16 protein-coding genes are annotated in these 16,847 nt (G+C 62.5%); 10 read left to right on the top strand and 6 right to left on the bottom strand.

Annotation, left to right across the window (positions count from 1 at the left end; genetic code table 11):
* Nucleotides 1-184: 184 nt before the first annotated feature.
* Nucleotides 185-1,594, bottom strand: a complete 1,410-nt coding sequence (locus PQQ86_RS16290; protein ID WP_408268613.1) for a nucleobase:cation symporter-2 family protein — start codon at nt 1,592-1,594, stop codon at nt 185-187.
* 425 nt (nt 1,595-2,019) lie between these two features.
* Here PQQ86_RS16290 and PQQ86_RS16285 point away from each other — a divergent pair, with 425 nt between their 5' ends.
* The 3 genes from PQQ86_RS16285 (at nt 2,020) to fghA (ending at nt 5,727) form a co-directional block, all read left to right on the top strand.
* On the top strand, nt 2,020-3,513 hold the full coding sequence (locus PQQ86_RS16285) for a xylulokinase (RefSeq protein ID WP_408268611.1): 1,494 nt from the start codon (nt 2,020-2,022) through the stop codon (nt 3,511-3,513).
* 220 nt (nt 3,514-3,733) lie between these two features.
* Nucleotides 3,734-4,840 carry an S-(hydroxymethyl)glutathione dehydrogenase/class III alcohol dehydrogenase gene (locus tag PQQ86_RS16280; RefSeq protein WP_074282323.1) on the top strand — a complete coding sequence of 369 codons (1,107 nt, stop codon included), beginning with the start codon at nt 3,734-3,736 and terminating at the stop codon, nt 4,838-4,840.
* 35 nt (nt 4,841-4,875) lie between these two features.
* Nucleotides 4,876-5,727, top strand: coding sequence for an S-formylglutathione hydrolase (gene fghA / locus PQQ86_RS16275; RefSeq protein WP_408268608.1), 852 nt, complete (start codon nt 4,876-4,878; stop codon nt 5,725-5,727).
* 53 nt (nt 5,728-5,780) lie between these two features.
* Here the strand turns inward: fghA and PQQ86_RS16270 are convergent, their stop codons facing one another.
* The 4 genes from PQQ86_RS16270 to PQQ86_RS16255 all read right to left on the bottom strand — a co-directional run bounded on the left by PQQ86_RS16270 (nt 5,781) and on the right by PQQ86_RS16255 (nt 9,048).
* Entirely contained in the window at nt 5,781-6,563 is a 783-nt protein-coding gene (locus PQQ86_RS16270; RefSeq protein ID WP_408268605.1) for a metal ABC transporter permease, read from the bottom strand.
* Complete coding sequence (locus PQQ86_RS16265; protein WP_408268604.1) at nt 6,556-7,509, bottom strand: ABC transporter ATP-binding protein; 954 nt, start codon at nt 7,507-7,509, stop codon at nt 6,556-6,558. The genes PQQ86_RS16270 and PQQ86_RS16265 overlap by 8 nt, the downstream gene beginning before the upstream one ends.
* Entirely contained in the window at nt 7,506-8,480 is a 975-nt protein-coding gene (locus PQQ86_RS16260; protein ID WP_408268601.1) for a metal ABC transporter solute-binding protein, read from the bottom strand. Before PQQ86_RS16260 ends, PQQ86_RS16265 begins: the two co-directional genes overlap by 4 nt.
* An 88-nt stretch (nt 8,481-8,568) precedes the next feature.
* The gene (locus PQQ86_RS16255; protein ID WP_408268598.1) at nt 8,569-9,048 is read right to left on the bottom strand and encodes a Fur family transcriptional regulator; all 480 of its coding nucleotides are present in this window, start codon (nt 9,046-9,048) and stop codon (nt 8,569-8,571) included.
* Nucleotides 9,049-9,358: 310 nt separating this feature from the next.
* Here PQQ86_RS16255 and PQQ86_RS16250 point away from each other — a divergent pair, with 310 nt between their 5' ends.
* The 7 genes from PQQ86_RS16250 (at nt 9,359) to PQQ86_RS16220 (ending at nt 15,805) form a co-directional block, all read left to right on the top strand.
* Nucleotides 9,359-10,141 (top strand): L-iditol 2-dehydrogenase, encoded by a 783-nt coding sequence (locus PQQ86_RS16250; protein ID WP_408268596.1) that lies wholly within the window; start codon nt 9,359-9,361, stop codon nt 10,139-10,141.
* A gap of 97 nt (nt 10,142-10,238) precedes the next feature.
* Complete coding sequence (locus tag PQQ86_RS16245; RefSeq protein ID WP_408268594.1) at nt 10,239-11,561, top strand: ABC transporter substrate-binding protein; 1,323 nt, start codon at nt 10,239-10,241, stop codon at nt 11,559-11,561.
* A gap of 189 nt (nt 11,562-11,750) precedes the next feature.
* Nucleotides 11,751-12,686, top strand: a complete 936-nt coding sequence (locus tag PQQ86_RS16240) for a carbohydrate ABC transporter permease (protein ID WP_408268591.1) — start codon at nt 11,751-11,753, stop codon at nt 12,684-12,686.
* A gap of 38 nt (nt 12,687-12,724) precedes the next feature.
* Complete coding sequence (locus PQQ86_RS16235) at nt 12,725-13,558, top strand: carbohydrate ABC transporter permease (RefSeq protein ID WP_234475103.1); 834 nt, start codon at nt 12,725-12,727, stop codon at nt 13,556-13,558.
* Nucleotides 13,555-14,256 carry an HAD family hydrolase gene (locus PQQ86_RS16230; RefSeq protein WP_408268589.1) on the top strand — a complete coding sequence of 234 codons (702 nt, stop codon included), beginning with the start codon at nt 13,555-13,557 and terminating at the stop codon, nt 14,254-14,256. Before PQQ86_RS16235 ends, PQQ86_RS16230 begins: the two co-directional genes overlap by 4 nt.
* A gap of 70 nt (nt 14,257-14,326) precedes the next feature.
* Nucleotides 14,327-15,436, top strand: coding sequence for an ABC transporter ATP-binding protein (locus PQQ86_RS16225; RefSeq protein ID WP_408268587.1), 1,110 nt, complete (start codon nt 14,327-14,329; stop codon nt 15,434-15,436).
* A 72-nt stretch (nt 15,437-15,508) separates the two neighbouring features.
* On the top strand, nt 15,509-15,805 hold the full coding sequence (locus PQQ86_RS16220) for a DUF1330 domain-containing protein (RefSeq protein WP_408268584.1): 297 nt from the start codon (nt 15,509-15,511) through the stop codon (nt 15,803-15,805).
* A gap of 53 nt (nt 15,806-15,858) precedes the next feature.
* Here the strand turns inward: PQQ86_RS16220 and PQQ86_RS16215 are convergent, their stop codons facing one another.
* Nucleotides 15,859-16,812 carry a sugar-binding transcriptional regulator gene (locus PQQ86_RS16215; protein ID WP_408268582.1) on the bottom strand — a complete coding sequence of 318 codons (954 nt, stop codon included), beginning with the start codon at nt 16,810-16,812 and terminating at the stop codon, nt 15,859-15,861.
* Nucleotides 16,813-16,847 lie beyond the last annotated feature (35 nt).

Here is a 16,847-nt window from a genome sequence, read left to right as displayed (position 1 = left end):
TTTAGGGAAGCTGTCCTGCGTAACTGGCAATAAAAAAACGCCACGGCATGCCGTGGCGTTTTTGTTTGTGCTCAGATCAATTCAACTCAACTCAGATCACAACCTAGCTCAAATCAACCCAGCTCAACCCAGCACTCACGCTAAACGCGATCTCTATCGCGCTGCGTTGCCCGCATCCCGATGCTTAGTGCGCATCCACCGCACGCAGCATCTCGTCGCGTGGCGACTCATTACCGCCGCGTCCGTCGAAGTCATGTCCGGCCTTGCGAATTTCGCACTGCGCTTTCTTCTCGCTCTTCACACCGTTGAAGATCAGGTTCAGCACGACCGCCGACACCGACGCCAGCAAGATCCCGCTATGCAACAGCGGCGACAGCGCCGGCGGCAGCTTCGAGAAAAATTGCGGCGACACCACCGGCACCAGACCCATGCCGATGCTCACCGCGACGATGAACAGGTTGTGATGGTTCTTCACGAAGTCGACCTTAGCCAGCACCTTGATGCCGTTCGCCGCGACCATGCCGAACATCACGATGCCCGCACCGCCGAGCACGAATGCCGGCACAGAAGCCACCACTTGTGCCATCTTCGGGAACAGGCCCAGCAGCACCAGGATCACGCCGCCCATCGCGCAGACAAATCGGCTCTTCACGCCCGTCACGCCGATCAGGCCGACGTTCTGCGAGAACGAGGTATGCGGGAACGAGTTGAAGATGCCGCCGATCAGCGTGCCCAGACCGTCGACACGCAGACCGCGCACCAGCGTCTTCTGATCCACCGGACGATCGACCATGTCGCCGACCGCGAGGAACATGCCGGTCGATTCGATGAAAGTGACGAACATCACGGTGACCATCGTCGCGATCGCGAGCGGATCGAAATGCGGCAGGCCGAAGTGGAACGGCATCACAATGCCGACCCACGGTGCGTGCGTGACGCCATCCATATTGACGCGGCCGAGCACCAGTGCGATCACGAAACCCGCGACGATGCCTAGCAGCACCGAGATATTGGCGAGGAAGCCCTTGGCAAACTTGTTGATCAACAGAATCAGCATCAGCACCATCAGCGACAGACCCAGATAGACCGGGTTGCCGTAATCAGGATTGCCCACGCCGCCGGCTGCCCAGTTGATGCCCACTTCCATCAACGAGAGGCCGATCACCGAAATCACCACGCCGATCACCACCGGTGGGAAAAAGCGCAGCAGCTTGCCGACCGCCGGCGCGAGAAGGATGCCGATGACACCGGCCGCGATCGTCGAGCCGAAGATGTCGAGAATACCGAGCGAAGGGTTGGTGCCGATCGCGACCATCGGGCCGACAGCCGCGAACGTGCAGCCCATGATGACCGGCAGACGGATGCCGAAGATCCACAGACCTAGGGTCTGAATCAGCGTGGCGATGCCGCAGGAAAACAGGTCGGCGCTAATCAGGAACGCGATCTGGTCTTTCGGCAATTTCAGCGCCGCACCGATGATCAGCGGCACCGCAACTGCGCCTGCGTACATCACCAAAACGTGCTGAATGCCGAGCGTCAGCAACTGGCCCGCGGGCAGTCGCTCGTCGCACGGGTGAACCGTGTTCGATTGCATTTTGTCTCTCTCCACCATCTCGTTTTGGGATGGCTCCAAGGTATGCGGAACGAAAAGCTGCAACAAGACCACTGGGGCCTATTCCGGCATTCCCGGTGACGATATGGATGAGGCCTGTTTGAAAGCTAAAAGAAATGCGTGCGCCGCACAAATCGGCCGTCAGCCCCACGCAGCGGCGATGGGCGCTCGCGCGTCGCGCGTGCCCGTGCTTACGGGATATGTGTGAGAATCAATGAGGTGTATCTCGCTTGACGCATAGTGCTATTTTTGTGCGGCTTACGGCGTAGCGGGGTTAACCCGCGATTCCGGGTTTTCGGCGCGCTTTCGGGCGCGCTTCCGAAACCGTGCAGCGATGACAGAAAATACGCCGTTCCAGGCACCCTTCGCGTGCTTGTCCCTAAGCTCAAATTGACGTCCTATCGCCCATGAGTTTTCTTGGCATCGACCTCGGCACCGGCTCTCTCAAAGTCGCAATCGTCGACGAAAACGGCCGCGAGCAGGCAGCGGCGAGTGTCGCGTATGCACTCGAGACATCGCATCCCGGCTGGGCCGAAATCTCCGTGCAAACCTGGTGGCGCGCGCTATGCGAAGCGGCGGGGCGTTTACCTGCTGGGTTGCGTCGTGACGTGCAAGCAATCGGTTTCTCCGGACAGATGCATGGTGTCGTGTTGATCGACGCCGATGGCGAAGCCGTGCGCCCGGCGATGCTCTGGCCCGACACACGCGCGTTGAGTCTGCTCGATCAGTGGCCCGAGCCGCAGCCGAATCCGGTTGCGCCAGGCATGGCCGGTCCATTGCTGCGCTGGATCGTGCAGAACGAACCGCAGTCCGCGCGTAAGACGCGATGGGCGCTGCAACCGAAGGATTGGCTGCGCGTCGCATTGGGCGGCGTGGTCGCAACCGATCCATCCGACGCCTGCGCGACTGCGCTTGCCGATCCCGCAGGCGTGTGGGATCAGGCGCTGCTCGAGCGGCTCGAATTGCCGCATGAATGGTTTGCGCCGCTTGCGCCTTCCTACGCGGCGGGCGGCATTCTGTCGCAGGAAGCTGCGCAGGAACTGGGTCTGCGCGCAGGCATCGTGCTCGCGATCGGTGCCGCCGATACGCCATGCGCGGCGCTTGGCAGTGGTCTCGCGAGCGACGGCGACGCGTTGCTCACCACCGGCACCGGAGGACAAATCGTCGTGCTCGCCGAGCAGGCGCCGCAAGCCGTGAAAGGACTGCATCGCTATCGGGCCGCGAGCGATCACTGGTATCGGATGGCGGCGATGCAAAACGTCGGCGTCGCGCTCGAACGCGTGCGGGGCTGGTTGTCGTATGAATGGGTTGATGCTTATCTTGAAGCGTTCGGCGATGCATCCGGCAGTCTCTCCGGCAACGCATCGGATGGTGCCTTTGGCGAAACATCGGCCGTTATCTCCAGCGCAGCAGCGGGCCTGACTTTTCTGCCCTACCTCACCGGCGAACGCACCCCGTGGCTCAACCCCGCCGCGCGTGGCGGCTGGCTCGGCCTCGCGCTCGACCACACGCGCGGCACGATGATGCGCGCCGCATTCGAAGGCGTCGCGTTCTCGTTGCGCGCCGGCCTCGACGCGATCCGCGCGAGCGGCGCGACAGTGACGACTTTGAAGCTCGCGGGCGGCGGTTCAGTCGATGCGCGCTGGCGGCAGTTGCTCGCCGACGCGTTAAACGTCGAACTCCATGCCGTCGACTGTCCCAACGCGGCGCCGCGTGGTGCGGCTATCCTCGGTGGATTGACGAGCGGGCATTGGCACGCGAGCGACCTCGCCGCGCTTGCGCCGGGCGCGACGCGTGTTGCCGGACCGCAAGGCGATGCGGCGCTCGCCGAACGATATGCGCGCTTTCTCGATCTGTATGGCCGCGTCGAATCATGGTTCGGCGAAACTCCGCTTCGCTGAACAACGCGATGTCAGCTACAGACAATGCCGCGGCGTACTTTGCAATACCATGACGGCTTTCGCACGCTAAGGTATAGGCCGGCGCTTGATGCCGGGCGGCAACGACACTGTCCGTCCCCCGTCCGGCACACGAATTAACTGCGGAATCCCGACACCGGCACGCCGCGCGATATCTCACTGCGACGCGCCAGCCATTCACCGACTCACAGGAGCATTCACGATGAAAACCAAAGCAGCAATCGCATGGAAAGCCGGCGCCCCGTTGACGATCGAAGAAGTGGATCTGGAAGGTCCGCGCGCCGGTGAAGTCCTGATTGAAGTGAAAGCGACAGGTATCTGCCACACCGACTACTACACGCTCTCGGGCGCCGATCCGGAAGGCATCTTCCCGGCGATTCTCGGCCACGAAGGCGCGGGTGTGATCGTCGATGTGGGTCCGGGTGTCGGCACGTTGAAGAAGGGCGACCACGTCATTCCGCTTTACACGCCGGAATGCCGTCAGTGCAAATTCTGTCTGTCGCGCAAGACCAATCTTTGCCAGGCGATCCGTTCGACGCAAGGCAAAGGTCTGATGCCCGATGCCACGTCGCGCTTCTCGCTCGACGGCAAGCCGCTGTTTCACTACATGGGCACATCGACGTTTTCGAACTACATCGTCGTGCCGGAAATCGCGGTCGCGAAAGTGCGTGAAGACGCGCCGTTCGACAAGATCTGCTACATCGGCTGCGGCGTGACGACGGGCGTCGGCGCTGTCGTGTATTCGGCGAAGGTCGAAGCGGGTGCGAACGTGGTGGTGTTTGGTCTCGGCGGCATTGGTCTGAACGTAATCCAGGGCGCGAAAATGGTCGGCGCGGACAAGATCATCGGCGTCGATATCAACCCTGGCCGCGTGGAGTTGGCGAAGAAATTCGGCATGACCCACTTCATCAACCCGAACGAAGTCGAGAACGTGGTCGACCATATCGTGCAACTCACCGACGGCGGCGCGGACTATTCGTTCGAATGCATCGGCAACACCAAGGTAATGCGTCAGGCGCTGGAATGCACGCACAAGGGCTGGGGTCAGTCGTTCATCATCGGCGTCGCGGCGGCGGGCGAAGAGATCAGCACGCGTCCGTTCCAGTTGGTGACGGGCCGCGAGTGGAAGGGCTCGGCATTCGGCGGCGCACGTGGCCGCACGGACGTACCGAAGATCGTCGACTGGTACATGGAAGGCAAGATCAATATCGACGACCTGATCACGCATCGTCTGCCGCTCGAGCGCATCAACGAAGGCTTCGACCTGATGAAGAAGGGCGAGTCGATCCGCTCGGTCGTGCTGTACTAAAACTTCACCGACCCGGCACAGAAAGGAGCATGTCGATGCTTGAATTATTGTCGTCGCATGCCTGCCATGGCGGCGAGCAGCGGATCTACCGGCACGACTCGCAGACCGTCGGTCTGCCGATGCGCTTCTCGGTGTATCTGCCGCCGCAGGCTTTGCAGGCCAACGCGAACGTGCCCGCGCTGTTCTATCTCGCCGGGCTGACTTGCACGGAAGAAACCTTTCCGGTCAAGGCGGGCGCGCAGCGCTTCGCGGCGCAGCACGGCATCGCGCTGATCGCGCCGGACACCAGCCCGCGCGGTGCGGGCGTGCCTGGCGAAAGCGCGGCGTGGGACTTCGGCGTGGGCGCGGGCTTTTACGTCAACGCGACGCAGCAGCCGTGGGCGAAGCACTACCGGATGTACTCGTATGTGCGCGATGAACTGCGCGAAACCGTGCTCGCGAATCTGCCGGTGGATGGTGGACGTCTGGGCATCTTCGGGCATTCGATGGGTGGCCATGGCGCGTTGATGCTGGCGCTGCGCAACCCGGAGATCTATCGGTCGGTGTCGGCCTTTGCGCCGATCGCCGCGCCTTCACAGTGCCCGTGGGGCGTGAAGGCGTTCAGCGGATATCTGGGCGAAGACCGTGAAGCGTGGAGGCAGTATGACTCGAGCGAGCTGGTCGCCCACGCAAAGCGCAAGTTCGCTGAGGGGATTCTGATCGATCAGGGGCTGGCGGATCAGTTCCTCGCCGAGCAGCTGAACCCGGATGTGTTCGAAGCTGCCTGCAAGGCCGCGGGACAGCCGCTGACCTTGCGTCGTCATGCAGGCTACGACCACGGGTATTACTTCATTACGACGTTCATCGAGGATCATCTCGCGCATCACGCGAAGGTGCTGCTCGGTTGAAATTCCGCAGGGCGATGGCGGCGGCACGCAGTGTGTCGCCGCCAGGCGCCGCTTCAACGCCGCCTCAGCAAACTCCCGCCATACACCACCGCCGACAGCACGGTGATCCAGAAGCTCGTCGGCCAGTCGGTATAGAACGCCAGCGTGAGACCGAGCCAGGCTTGCACCAGCGCGAACACGGCGGCAAGCACGAGACCGGTCGAGAGCCGCGTCGTCACGTTTTGCGCGGCGGCGGCCGGCCCGACCATCAGCGTGAACACCAGCAGCACGCCGACAATCTGCGTGCACGCCGCCACGGCGAGCGCGGCAATCGACAGAAACAGCACCGACACCCTGCGCAACGACACGCCCTTGGCTTCCGCCAATTCCGGCTGCAACGAAGCAAACAGCAACGGGCGCATGATCGCAGCGAGCGCCAGCAAACTGATGACACCCAACGCCGCCAGTACGCCGAGTGTCGACGCATTCACGCCGAGCACGTTGCCGAACAGCAGCGCGGTGACCTGGGTCGCGTACGCGGTGAAGAAGTGCAGGAACAGCAAGCCGAAGCCGAGCGACAGCGACAGGATCATGCCGATCGCCACATCGCGTCCTGCCAGTTTCTCGCCGAGCGCGCCCATACCGACGCCTGCCGCCAGCGTGAAGCCGATCATCCCCCAGATCGGCGAGATGCCGATCAGCACAGCGCCGGTCGCGCCGGTAAAGCCGACGTGCGAAAGCGCGTGACCGGCGAAGGTCTGTCCACGCATCACCAGAAAATAGCCCACCACGCCTGCCAGCACCGCGACGATCCCCGACGCCGCGAACGCGTTCACCATGAAATCGTATTCAAACATCGTGCTTATGTCCGTCGCGTGAGTCGTGCTGGTGTGAGTGGCCGTGCGCGCCACCGTGATCGTGCGAATGTGAGTGGCTATGGCCGCCGTTCTCGTCGTGTTCGTGCTCGTGATCGTGTTTTTCGACTTCCACGTCGCCCGACATCACGAAGATGCGGCCATTCACGCGCATCACGTCGATCGGCGAGCCATAGAGACGCGACAGCACCGGCCGCGTAATGACTTCATCGACGGTGCCGAGCGCGGCGACGCCGCTGCCGAGGTACAGCACGCGGTCGAGCGCGTGCAGAAGCGGATTCAGTTCATGCGCCGAGAACAGCACGGCAATGCCGAGCTCCTGTTGCACGCGCCGTACCAGTTCCACCACGCTCTTCTGATGATGCGGATCGAGGCTGATCAGCGGTTCGTCGAGTAGCAGCAGCTTGGGGTCGCCGAGCAGGCATTGCGCGAGAAGCAGACGCTGACGTTCGCCGCCCGACAGTTCCGATAACGGCCGCTCGGCCAGCTGACGGCCGCCTACCAGATCGAGCACCCGCTCGACATCCGCGCGGGTTTTGCTGTCCGCGTGGGGCAGGCCCCAGCGGTGTCCATCGGCGGCCATGGCGACGAAGTCGCGGCCGCGCACGCGGCGCCCGGCCAGCGCACTGCGCGTCTGCGGCATGTAACCGATCGACGAGTTACCACGTTCCACCGGCTGTCCTAACACGCGGATCGCGCCGCTCGCAGCCGGCACGAGACCGAGCACGGCGCGCATCAGCGTGGTCTTGCCCGCGCCGTTCGGCCCGAGCACGCCGATGAATTCGCCCTGGTTCACCACGAAGCCGGCGTCGCGCAGAATCGTGCGGCCGCCGAGTTCGAGCGTCACGCGCTCGAGTTCAAGCACGGGCGCGTTGCTGCGTGCGCCCGTCGATGCATTAGCTGGCGTGCTGCGGCCAGTTTCATTCATTGGGATTTTCCTTTGGCGCTGGCCGCCGCCGCATTCGCTCCGCCCGCATCGCCCGCAGCCAGCGCCGCACCCAGCACGTCAAGCTGCGTCAGCATCCACGTCTGATAGGTCTTACCGGCCGGTTCGGTTTCGGTGACGCTCATGGTCGGCACCTTCGATTGCTGCGCGAGCTTCAACATGCGTTTGGTCAGGGCCTCGGTTGCCTGGCTGTTATAGATCAGAACGCGTACGCGCTTTTCGCGCAGATCGCGTTCGAACGCGGCGATATCGGCCGCGCTTGCTTCAGTGTCGTTCATCGTCGCCAACTGGAAGCGCAGATTGCGCATCGAGAGGCCGACTGCGTCCGACATATAGCCGAACACCGGCTCCGTTGCCGTCACCGGCACACCGGCGTAGCGGCCGTGCAGATCAGCGACTTTGGCGTCGATGGGTTTCAGCGAATCGAGAAACTTCGCGAGGTTCGCATCGTACGCCGACTTGTGCGCCGGGTCAGCCGCGACCAGCGCCGCGCTCACCGCGCGCGCCACTTTCGGCATGGTGGCCGGGTCGTACCAGAGGTGAGGATTATCGCCGCCCTTCTTGCCTGTCAGTTCGGCGGCAACGATCGTCGTGCGATTCGAGCCTTTGGACGCGGCCAGCAGTTTCGCCATCCACGGATCGTAGTCGGCGCCGTTGTAGACCACAAGGCTCGCATGCTGCAAGGCTCGCGCCGTCTTCGGGCTGGCTTCGAACAGGTGCGGGTCCTGGTCCGGATTGCTGAGGATGCTGGTCACGTCGACGCGATCGCCACCCAGTTGCTGCACGACGTCACCGTAAAAGTTTTCCGCTGCCACCACCGGGATTTTCGCATCTGCGGCAAATGCGCCGTGGCTGAACATGAAAGCAGCGGCGGTCGCTGCGCCCATGGCCAAGGTCTTCGACAGCTTCAGCGCATGGCGCGCCCCGTTCAACATCGAGCCGAATTTCTTCATCGTTGTTTCCTGCTGCGTGAGAGTTGAATGAACTACAAACCTTGGGAGCGGCGCGCTTCGGCGTTCGTGCCAGCGTTCAGGCCGGCTTTCATAGGGGCGTACCGGCGGGCCGCGTCGCGCGGGCGCAGCGCGCGCACAGACCGCTTAGCTCGACCACCTGGCGATGCACCTCGAAACCGTGCGCCGGCGCGCTATGCGACAGCTGTTGGGCAAGATCGCCGCCGGGAATCTCGACAGTCGCGCCGCATCCGTCGCACATCAGAAACTGGCTGCGATGCGGCACGCCGACCTCGCAGCAGGCAAAAAACGCGTTCTTCGATTCGATCCGATGGACGAAGCCATGCGCGAGCAGAAAGTCCAGCGCCCGGTAGATCGTGGTGGGTGGCACGCGCCCGCGTTGCGGCTCGAGCGCGTCCAGCAACTCGTAAGCGCCGATCGGCCGGTCACTGGCGACGATCGCCGCATACACCTGACGCCGCAGCGGCGTGAGCGCGAGCCCATGCAGGGCGGCGTGCGCCTCGGCATGGGCGAGCCGTACGGCATGGTGTTCTGCAATCGATGTAGCCATCGGCGGACTCCCTGACGAACCTGCAAAGCTTCGGAGCGAAGCGAGGCCGCAATGATATAACGTATCTCGAATTTTTGTCAGCGGCTTGCGCAGAAAGCAGCTTGGCGGTCTTCGATTTCTCGTATTTGTATCGATCGAAGCTGGAAGAGGGTGCGCGATGGTCCTGCCGCGCTGCACCATCGAAATCTGGTCGAGCGCCTTGACATGACCCGGTCCGTATCCGATCATTCGATCACTAACAGAGCAATTGTTCGCGCAACGAGCGTTCGCTCACCGCGCCTCAAGAAGCGAAACGAACCGGAGACAGGCAGTGTCGGCACGATTGCAAGACAAGGTGGCCATTCTGACGGGCGCGGCAAGCGGAATCGGTGAAGCCGTGGCCCGGCGCTATCTGGACGAAGGCGCACGCTGCGTGCTGGTCGACGTGAAGCCAGCGGACAGTTTCGGCGACGCGTTGCGCGCCGCTTACGGCGACCGTGTGCTGAGCGTCAGCGCCGATGTCACGCGCCGCGAGGATATCGAACGCATTCTCGCGAGTACGCTGGAGCGCTTCGGCCAGGTCGACATCCTGTTCAACAACGCCGCGCTCTTCGATATGCGCCCGATCCTCGATGAATCCTGGGACGTGTTCGACCGCCTCTTCGCGGTCAACGTGAAGGGCATGTTCTTCCTGATGCAAACCGTCGCCCGGAAAATGGTCGAGCAGGGCCACGGCGGCAAGATCATCAATATGTCGTCGCAAGCCGGGCGCCGCGGCGAGGCGCTGGTGTCGCACTACTGCGCAACCAAAGCCGCCGTCCTCAGCTACACACAATCCGCAGCGCTCGCCCTCGCGCCGCATAAGATCAATGTGAACGGCATCGCGCCGGGCGTCGTCGATACGCCGATGTGGAAAGAGGTCGACGCGCTCTTCGCCCGCTATGAAAACCGGCCGCTCGGCGAGAAGAAGCGCCTCGTCGGTGAAGCGGTGCCGCTCGGCCGTATGGGTGTGCCGGACGATCTGACCGGCGCCGCCCTGTTTCTCGCGTCGGCGGATGCCGACTACATCACCGCGCAAACCCTGAACGTCGACGGTGGCAATTGGATGAGCTGAGCGAATCGCAGAGTGGATGAGTCGAACCTGTTTCACCCTTCGTCATTTTCGTAGAACAAACGCAGCATCACATAACGTACGAGAAAGGAGACAACACATGAAACCAGCTACAAAATCCGCGCTGAAGGCGGTCAGTGCCGGCGCCGTCGCATGCTTTGCGTTGCACGCTCAGGCGGCCACGGTGACCATCGCCACGTTGAACAATCCGGACATGATCGAGCTGAAGAAGCTCTCGCCCGCTTTCGAGCAGGCGAATCCGGATATCAAGCTCAACTGGGTGATTCTCGAAGAAAACGTGCTGCGTCAACGTGCCACCACCGACATCACGACCGGCAGCGGCCAGTTCGACGTGATGACGATCGGCGCGTACGAAACGCCGCAATGGGGCAAGCGCGGCTGGCTCACGCCGCTCACCAATCTGCCCGCTGATTACGATCTGAACGACGTCGTGAAGACGGCCCGCGACGGCCTCTCGAGTGGCGGCCAGTTGTACGCGCTGCCGTTCTACGTCGAAAGCTCGATGACGTATTACCGCAAGGATCTGTTCGCCGCGAAGGGCCTGAAAATGCCCGACCAGCCGACCTACGACCAGATCGCGCAATTCGCCGACAAGCTCACGGACAAAGCCAACGGCATGTACGGCATTTGCCTGCGCGGCAAGGCCGGCTGGGGCGAGAACATGGCGTATGGCACGACGGTGGTGAACACCTTCGGCGGCCGCTGGTTTGACGAGAAGTGGCAGGCGCAGTTGACGTCGCCGGAATGGAAGAAGGCGATGACGTTCTACGTCGATCTGCTGAAGAAAGACGGCCCTCCGGGAGCCAGCTCGAACGGCTTCAACGAAAACCTTACGCTGATGTCCTCGGGCAAGTGCGCGATGTGGATCGACGCAACGGTGGCCGCCGGCATGCTCTACAACAAGCAGCAGTCGCAGATCGCCGACAAGGTGGGCTTTGCAGCGGCGCCGATCGCCGTTACGCCGAAGGGTTCGCATTGGCTGTGGGCGTGGGCGTTGGCCATTCCGAAGTCGTCGAAGCAGGCTGACTCGGCGAAGAAGTTCATCGCGTGGGCCACGTCGAAGCAGTACATCGAACTGGTCGCGAAGGATGAGGGCTGGGCCTCGGTGCCTCCGGGAACGCGCCACTCCACCTACGCACGTCCTGAATACAAACAGGCTGCACCGTTCGGCGACTTCGTGCTGAAGGCAATCGAAACGGCTGACCCGGATCATCCGACCTTGAAGCCGGTGCCGTACACCGGTGTGCAGTTCGTCGGCATTCCTGAGTTCCAGTCGTTCGGCACCGTAGTTGGTCAGAGCATCTCCGGCGCGATTGCCGGCCAGATGACGATCGATCAGGCGCTGGCAGCCGGCCAGGCAACGGCGAATCGCGCCGTGCAACAGGCTGGGTATCAGAAGTAAAGCGGAAGCCCGCCACATGAGTCACGTGGCACGCGCCGGCTGACGCCCGTCAGCCGGCCCACGCAGCACAGCGGGCCGTCCCCGCCGCGTGGGCACCGAGACATCGCATTGCGTCGCGGTAGCCAGGCGGTTAAAGCGATCACGGCGGATAAAGCGCCGGCCCGCGCATTACCGAACAGGTGGTCAATCATGCGTCCTTTACGCCTGCCTCTTATGCACGCCCATCCCCAAACAGAGAAAGAACGCGAAACCCGCAAAGCCAATTCCGCCCGCTGGCTCGTGACGCCCTCAGTCGCAGTGCTCGTACTGTGGATGGCGATTCCGCTGGCGATGACGATCTGGTTTTCGTTCTCGCGCTATAACCTGCTGAATCCGGATCTGAAAGGCTTCGCCGGTTTCGACAACTACAAATATCTCGCCAGCGATCCGTCGTTCGGACCGTCGATCGGGCACACGCTCGAGTTGATCATCTCGGTGCTGGTGATCACGGTGGTCGGCGGCGTGTTGATGGCGATTTTGTTCGACCGTAAGTTCTACGGCCAGGGCATTGCGCGGCTACTGGCGATCGCACCCTTCTTCGTGATGCCGACGGTCAGCGCGCTGATCTGGAAGAACATGATCCTGCATCCGGTGTATGGCCTGATCGCACAGGGCATGCGCGCAATCGGCATGCAGCCGATCGACTGGTTCGCCGAGTACCCGCTTACCGCCGTGATCATGATCGTCGCGTGGCAATGGTTGCCGTTCGCGTTCCTGATTCTGTTCACCGCGATCCAGTCGCTCGATCAGGAACAGAAGGAAGCGGCGAAGATCGACGGTGCGGGTCCGTTCTCGATGTTCTTCTACATCACGCTGCCTCACCTGAAACGGGCAATCGCGGTGGTGGTGATGATGGAGACGATTTTCCTGCTGTCGATCTTCGCCGAAATCTATACGACCACGGGCGGCGGCCCGGGCACCGCGACCACCAATCTGTCGTACCTGATCTATTCGCTGGGCCTGCAACAGTTCGACGTCGGTCTCGCTTCGGCGGGCGGCATTCTGGCTGTCGTGCTGGCTAACATCGTGTCGTTCTTCCTTGTGCGGATGCTCGCGAAGAACCTGAAAGGGGAGTACGAAAAATGAGCCACGTTGCCTCTACCTCTGCGTCGGGCACGGCGCCGATGACCGTGCCGGCCAAGTCGCCGTTCGCCGCAATTCGCCGTGGCATCCCCGGCGTGATCGCCTGGCTCGTCGCGTTGCTGCTGTTCTTCCCGATCTTCTGGATGACGATTACCGCGTTCAAGACGGAGCAGCAGGCCTATTCGTCGTCGCTGTTTTTCATCCCGACGCTCGATAGCTTCCGCGAGGTGTTCGCGCGCAGCAACTACTTTTCGTTCGCGTGGAATTCGATCCTGATCTCGGCGGGCGTCACGGTGCTGTGCCTGATTCTCGCCGTGCCGGCCGCGTACGCGATGGCCTTCTTTCCGACGCGCCGCACGCAGAAAGTGCTGTTGTGGATGCTGTCGACAAAGATGATGCCGTCGGTGGGCGTGCTGGTGCCGATCTATCTGTTGTGGAAGAACAGTGGTCTGCTCGATTCGGTGTCTGGTCTGGTGATTGTCTACACGCTGATCAATCTGCCTATTGCGGTGTGGATGTCGTTCACGTACTTCGCGGAAATTCCGCGCGACATTCTCGAAGCAGGCCGGATCGACGGCGCGGCGACGTGGCAGGAAATCGTCTATCTGCTGATGCCGATGTCGCTGCCGGGGCTTGCCTCCACTGCACTGCTGTTGGTAATCCTGTCGTGGAACGAAGCGTTCTGGAGCATCAACCTGTCGAGTTCGAACGCCGCGCCGCTGACTGTGTTCATTGCGTCGTATTCGAGTCCTGAAGGCTTGTTCTGGGCCAAGCTCTCGGCTGCTTCACTGCTTGCGGTCGCGCCGATCCTGATCGTCGGCTGGCTGTCGCAGAAGCAACTGGTGCGCGGTCTTACCTTTGGGGCGGTCAAATGACCGCAGGCACGACGGTAGGTCATTTCGCGCTGATCTGCGATTGCGACGGCGTGCTGATCGACAGCGAAGCCGTGGCGGCGCACATGCTGGTGCACGAACTCGAGGCGCGCTGGCCCGATGCCGATGTCAAGCCGGTGGTGCTGCCGCTGCTCGGCTTGCGCATTGAAACGGTGTTGCAAGGCACGGCGGCGCAACTGGGCAAGAGCCTCAGCGTCGAGGATATCGAGGCGATCCGCCAGGCGGTGGAAGCGGCGGCGATGCAGGCACCGACAGTCGTTGGCATTGAGGCCGCGCTCGCGCAGGTGCCGCTCACCAAGGCATGCGCGAGCAACAGTTTCCGGCCGTATGTGGAGAACGTGCTGGCGCGCACGGGCCTCGTGAAGTTCTTCGGCGACCGGCTCTTTTGCGCCGATGCGGTGCCGAATCCGAAGCCCGCGCCCGATGTCTATCTCGCTGCAGCGCTTGGTCTCGGCCTTGCGCCGTCTGCCTGCCTCGTGGTGGAAGACAGTGTGACGGGCGTGACGGCGGCAACCGCGGCGGGTATGACGGTGCTGGGCTTTATCGGCGGCGGTCATGCGAGTGACGCGCAGATCGACGCGTTGCATGCGGCGGGCGCGCGCACGGTGTTCGACGACATGCTGCAGTTGCCGGACCTGGTCGCGCAATGGACGCTGAGCGCGACGGCGGCGACGCCGTAAGGCCGGCCGCGTTGGCACGGTACCTGGATAAGTGAATTAACGTAGCAAGAGCAATACACGGAGACACATCATGGCAAGCGTAACTCTGCGCAATATCCGAAAAGCCTACGACGACAACGAAGTGATGCGCGACATCAACCTCGACATCCTGGACGGCGAATTCGTCGTGTTCGTGGGTCCGAGCGGTTGCGGTAAATCGACGCTGATGCGGATGATCGCCGGCCTCGAAGATATCAGCGGCGGCGATCTGACCATCGACGGCACGCGCGTGAACGACGTACCGCCCGCCAAGCGCGGTATCGCGATGGTGTTCCAGTCGTACGCGCTGTATCCGCACATGACGCTGTACGACAACATGGCGTTCGGTCTGAAGCTCGCCGGCACCAAGAAACCGGAAATTGACGCCGCCGTGCGTAATGCGGCGAAGATACTGCACATCGACCATCTGCTCGACCGCAAGCCGAAGCAGCTTTCAGGCGGTCAGCGCCAGCGTGTTGCAATCGGCCGCGCGATTACGCGCAAGCCGAAGGTGTTCCTGTTCGACGAACCGTTGTCGAATCTCGACGCCGCGCTGCGCGTGAAGATGCGCCTCGAATTCGCCCGTTTGCACGACGAGCTGAAGACCACGATGATCTACGTGACGCACGATCAGGTCGAGGCCATGACGCTGGCCGACAAGATCGTCGTGCTGTCGGCGGGCAATGTGGAGCAGGTCGGCAGCCCGACCATGCTGTATCACGCGCCGGCCAATCGCTTCGTCGCCGGCTTCATCGGTTCGCCGAAGATGAACTTTATGGAAGGCGTCGTGCAGTCGGTCACGCACGACGGCGTCACCGTGCGCTACGAATCCGGCGAAACGCAGCGTGTCGCGGTAGAGCCAGGCGCGGTGAAACAGGGCGACAAGGTAACAGTCGGCATTCGCCCGGAGCATCTGCATGTGGGAATGACCGACGACGGCGTGTCGGCGAAAACCATGGCGGTCGAATCGCTCGGCGATGCAGCGTATCTGTATGCGGAATCGAGCGTCGCGCCGGACGGCATCATCGCGCGCATTCCGCCGCTCGAGCGGCACAGCAAGGGCGAAACGCAAAAGCTCGGCGCCACGCCTGAGCACTGCCATTTGTTCGACAGCGAAGGGAAAGCCTTCCAGCGTAAGATCGTAGAAGTGCTGGCCGCGTGAGTATGTGATTGGGAAAGCGGCGGGCGCGCCGCTTTCCGTTCGGTCACGTTTATTCACGCTCAGGAATCGTTCATGCCCGCCTACGTCGTCATCACGCGCGAGAAAACGCTCGACCCCGCCAAACTGGAAGAATACAAACAGGACGCGCCCGCAGTCTTCGAGAAGCATGCGGTCATGGTGCTCGCGAGCCACGGGCAAAAAGAAGTGGTGGAGGGGCCGCCGATCGACGAAATCCTGATTCTCGAGTTTCCCAGTTACGACGAAGCAATCGCGTGGTATCGCAGCCCAGCGTATCAGGCGGTCAGCGAGACGCGCCTGCAGGGCGGCGAGTACCGCATCATCATCACGGAAGGGCTGCCGGTGTTGTAGAGCGGCGGTGGGCCGTTTCTAAGCCGGGCCTCTAAGCCTTGCCTGTAAGCCTTTTAAGCCGCCGCTTCGAGCGCCGCGCGCGCACACAGCTCGTCGGTCACCAGCCCTGACAGCCAGCCGCCTTTAAGCACCGCGATCAGCGCCTCGCGCTTGCGCTCGCCGCCGGCAAAGCCGATGGTAGGACGCCGCGGCGGCGAATCGAGCGCGATGCTGGTAACGCGCCGGCCGGTCGGCGATTCGACGTGCGCGCCGGCGGCATCGATCGGCAGGCCGAGCATTTCGGCCACTGCACGGTTCTGCATCAACTCCTTCACCTCCGCGGAGGTGATGAAGCCGTCTTCGTGCAACGGACATTTCGGCCCAATATTGCCGACGCCGACGAACGCAACATCCGCCTCGGCCAATAGTGATTCGACGATCCGGTAGAGCCGGTGATTGCACCACTGCGCGCGTTCGGCCTCGCTATCGGCGAGCAACGGCGCGGGCAGCAGAAAATGCTTGCCGCCGGTCTTCTCCGAAATGTGCAGCGCGACGTCGTAGCGGTTCGAGGAGCCGTCCTGGGCGATCGCCCCGACCATTGATACCAACCGGTGCTGCGGACGCTCCAGCTGCGCGATCTGATCGACCGCGGCCTTCAGCGTACGGCCGCTGCCCACGGCGACCACCATCGGTTTTTCTTCGACGAGATAGCGTTCCATGACCTGCGCGCCGGCTACTGCCAGCTTGCGGTCGACTTCTTCCGAGGTATCGCTGTCGATCGGTACGACTTCGCACATGCTCAGGCCGTAGCGCTTCGAGAGTTGATCGGCGAGCGTGAGGCAATCGGCCAGTTTGTGATCGACGCGTACGCGAATCAGGTTCTTTTCGACCGCGAAGGCGACCAGCCGCTGCGCGACCGGGCGCGACACCTGCAGCTTCTCGGCGATCTCGTTCTGGGTATTGCCTGCGACGTAGTAAAGCCACGCGGCGCGGGTAGCAAGGTCTAATTTTTCTGTGGACTTGGGCACGGTGACGGTTCGCTTGAAGTGCGCCGATGATAGCA

Source organism: Paraburkholderia sediminicola (genome assembly GCF_046026675.1).
Classification (GTDB): domain Bacteria; phylum Pseudomonadota; class Gammaproteobacteria; order Burkholderiales; family Burkholderiaceae; genus Paraburkholderia; species Paraburkholderia sediminicola_F.
Note: the sequence above shows the minus strand (reverse complement) of the source record. Positions and strands in the feature narration are given on the sequence as shown.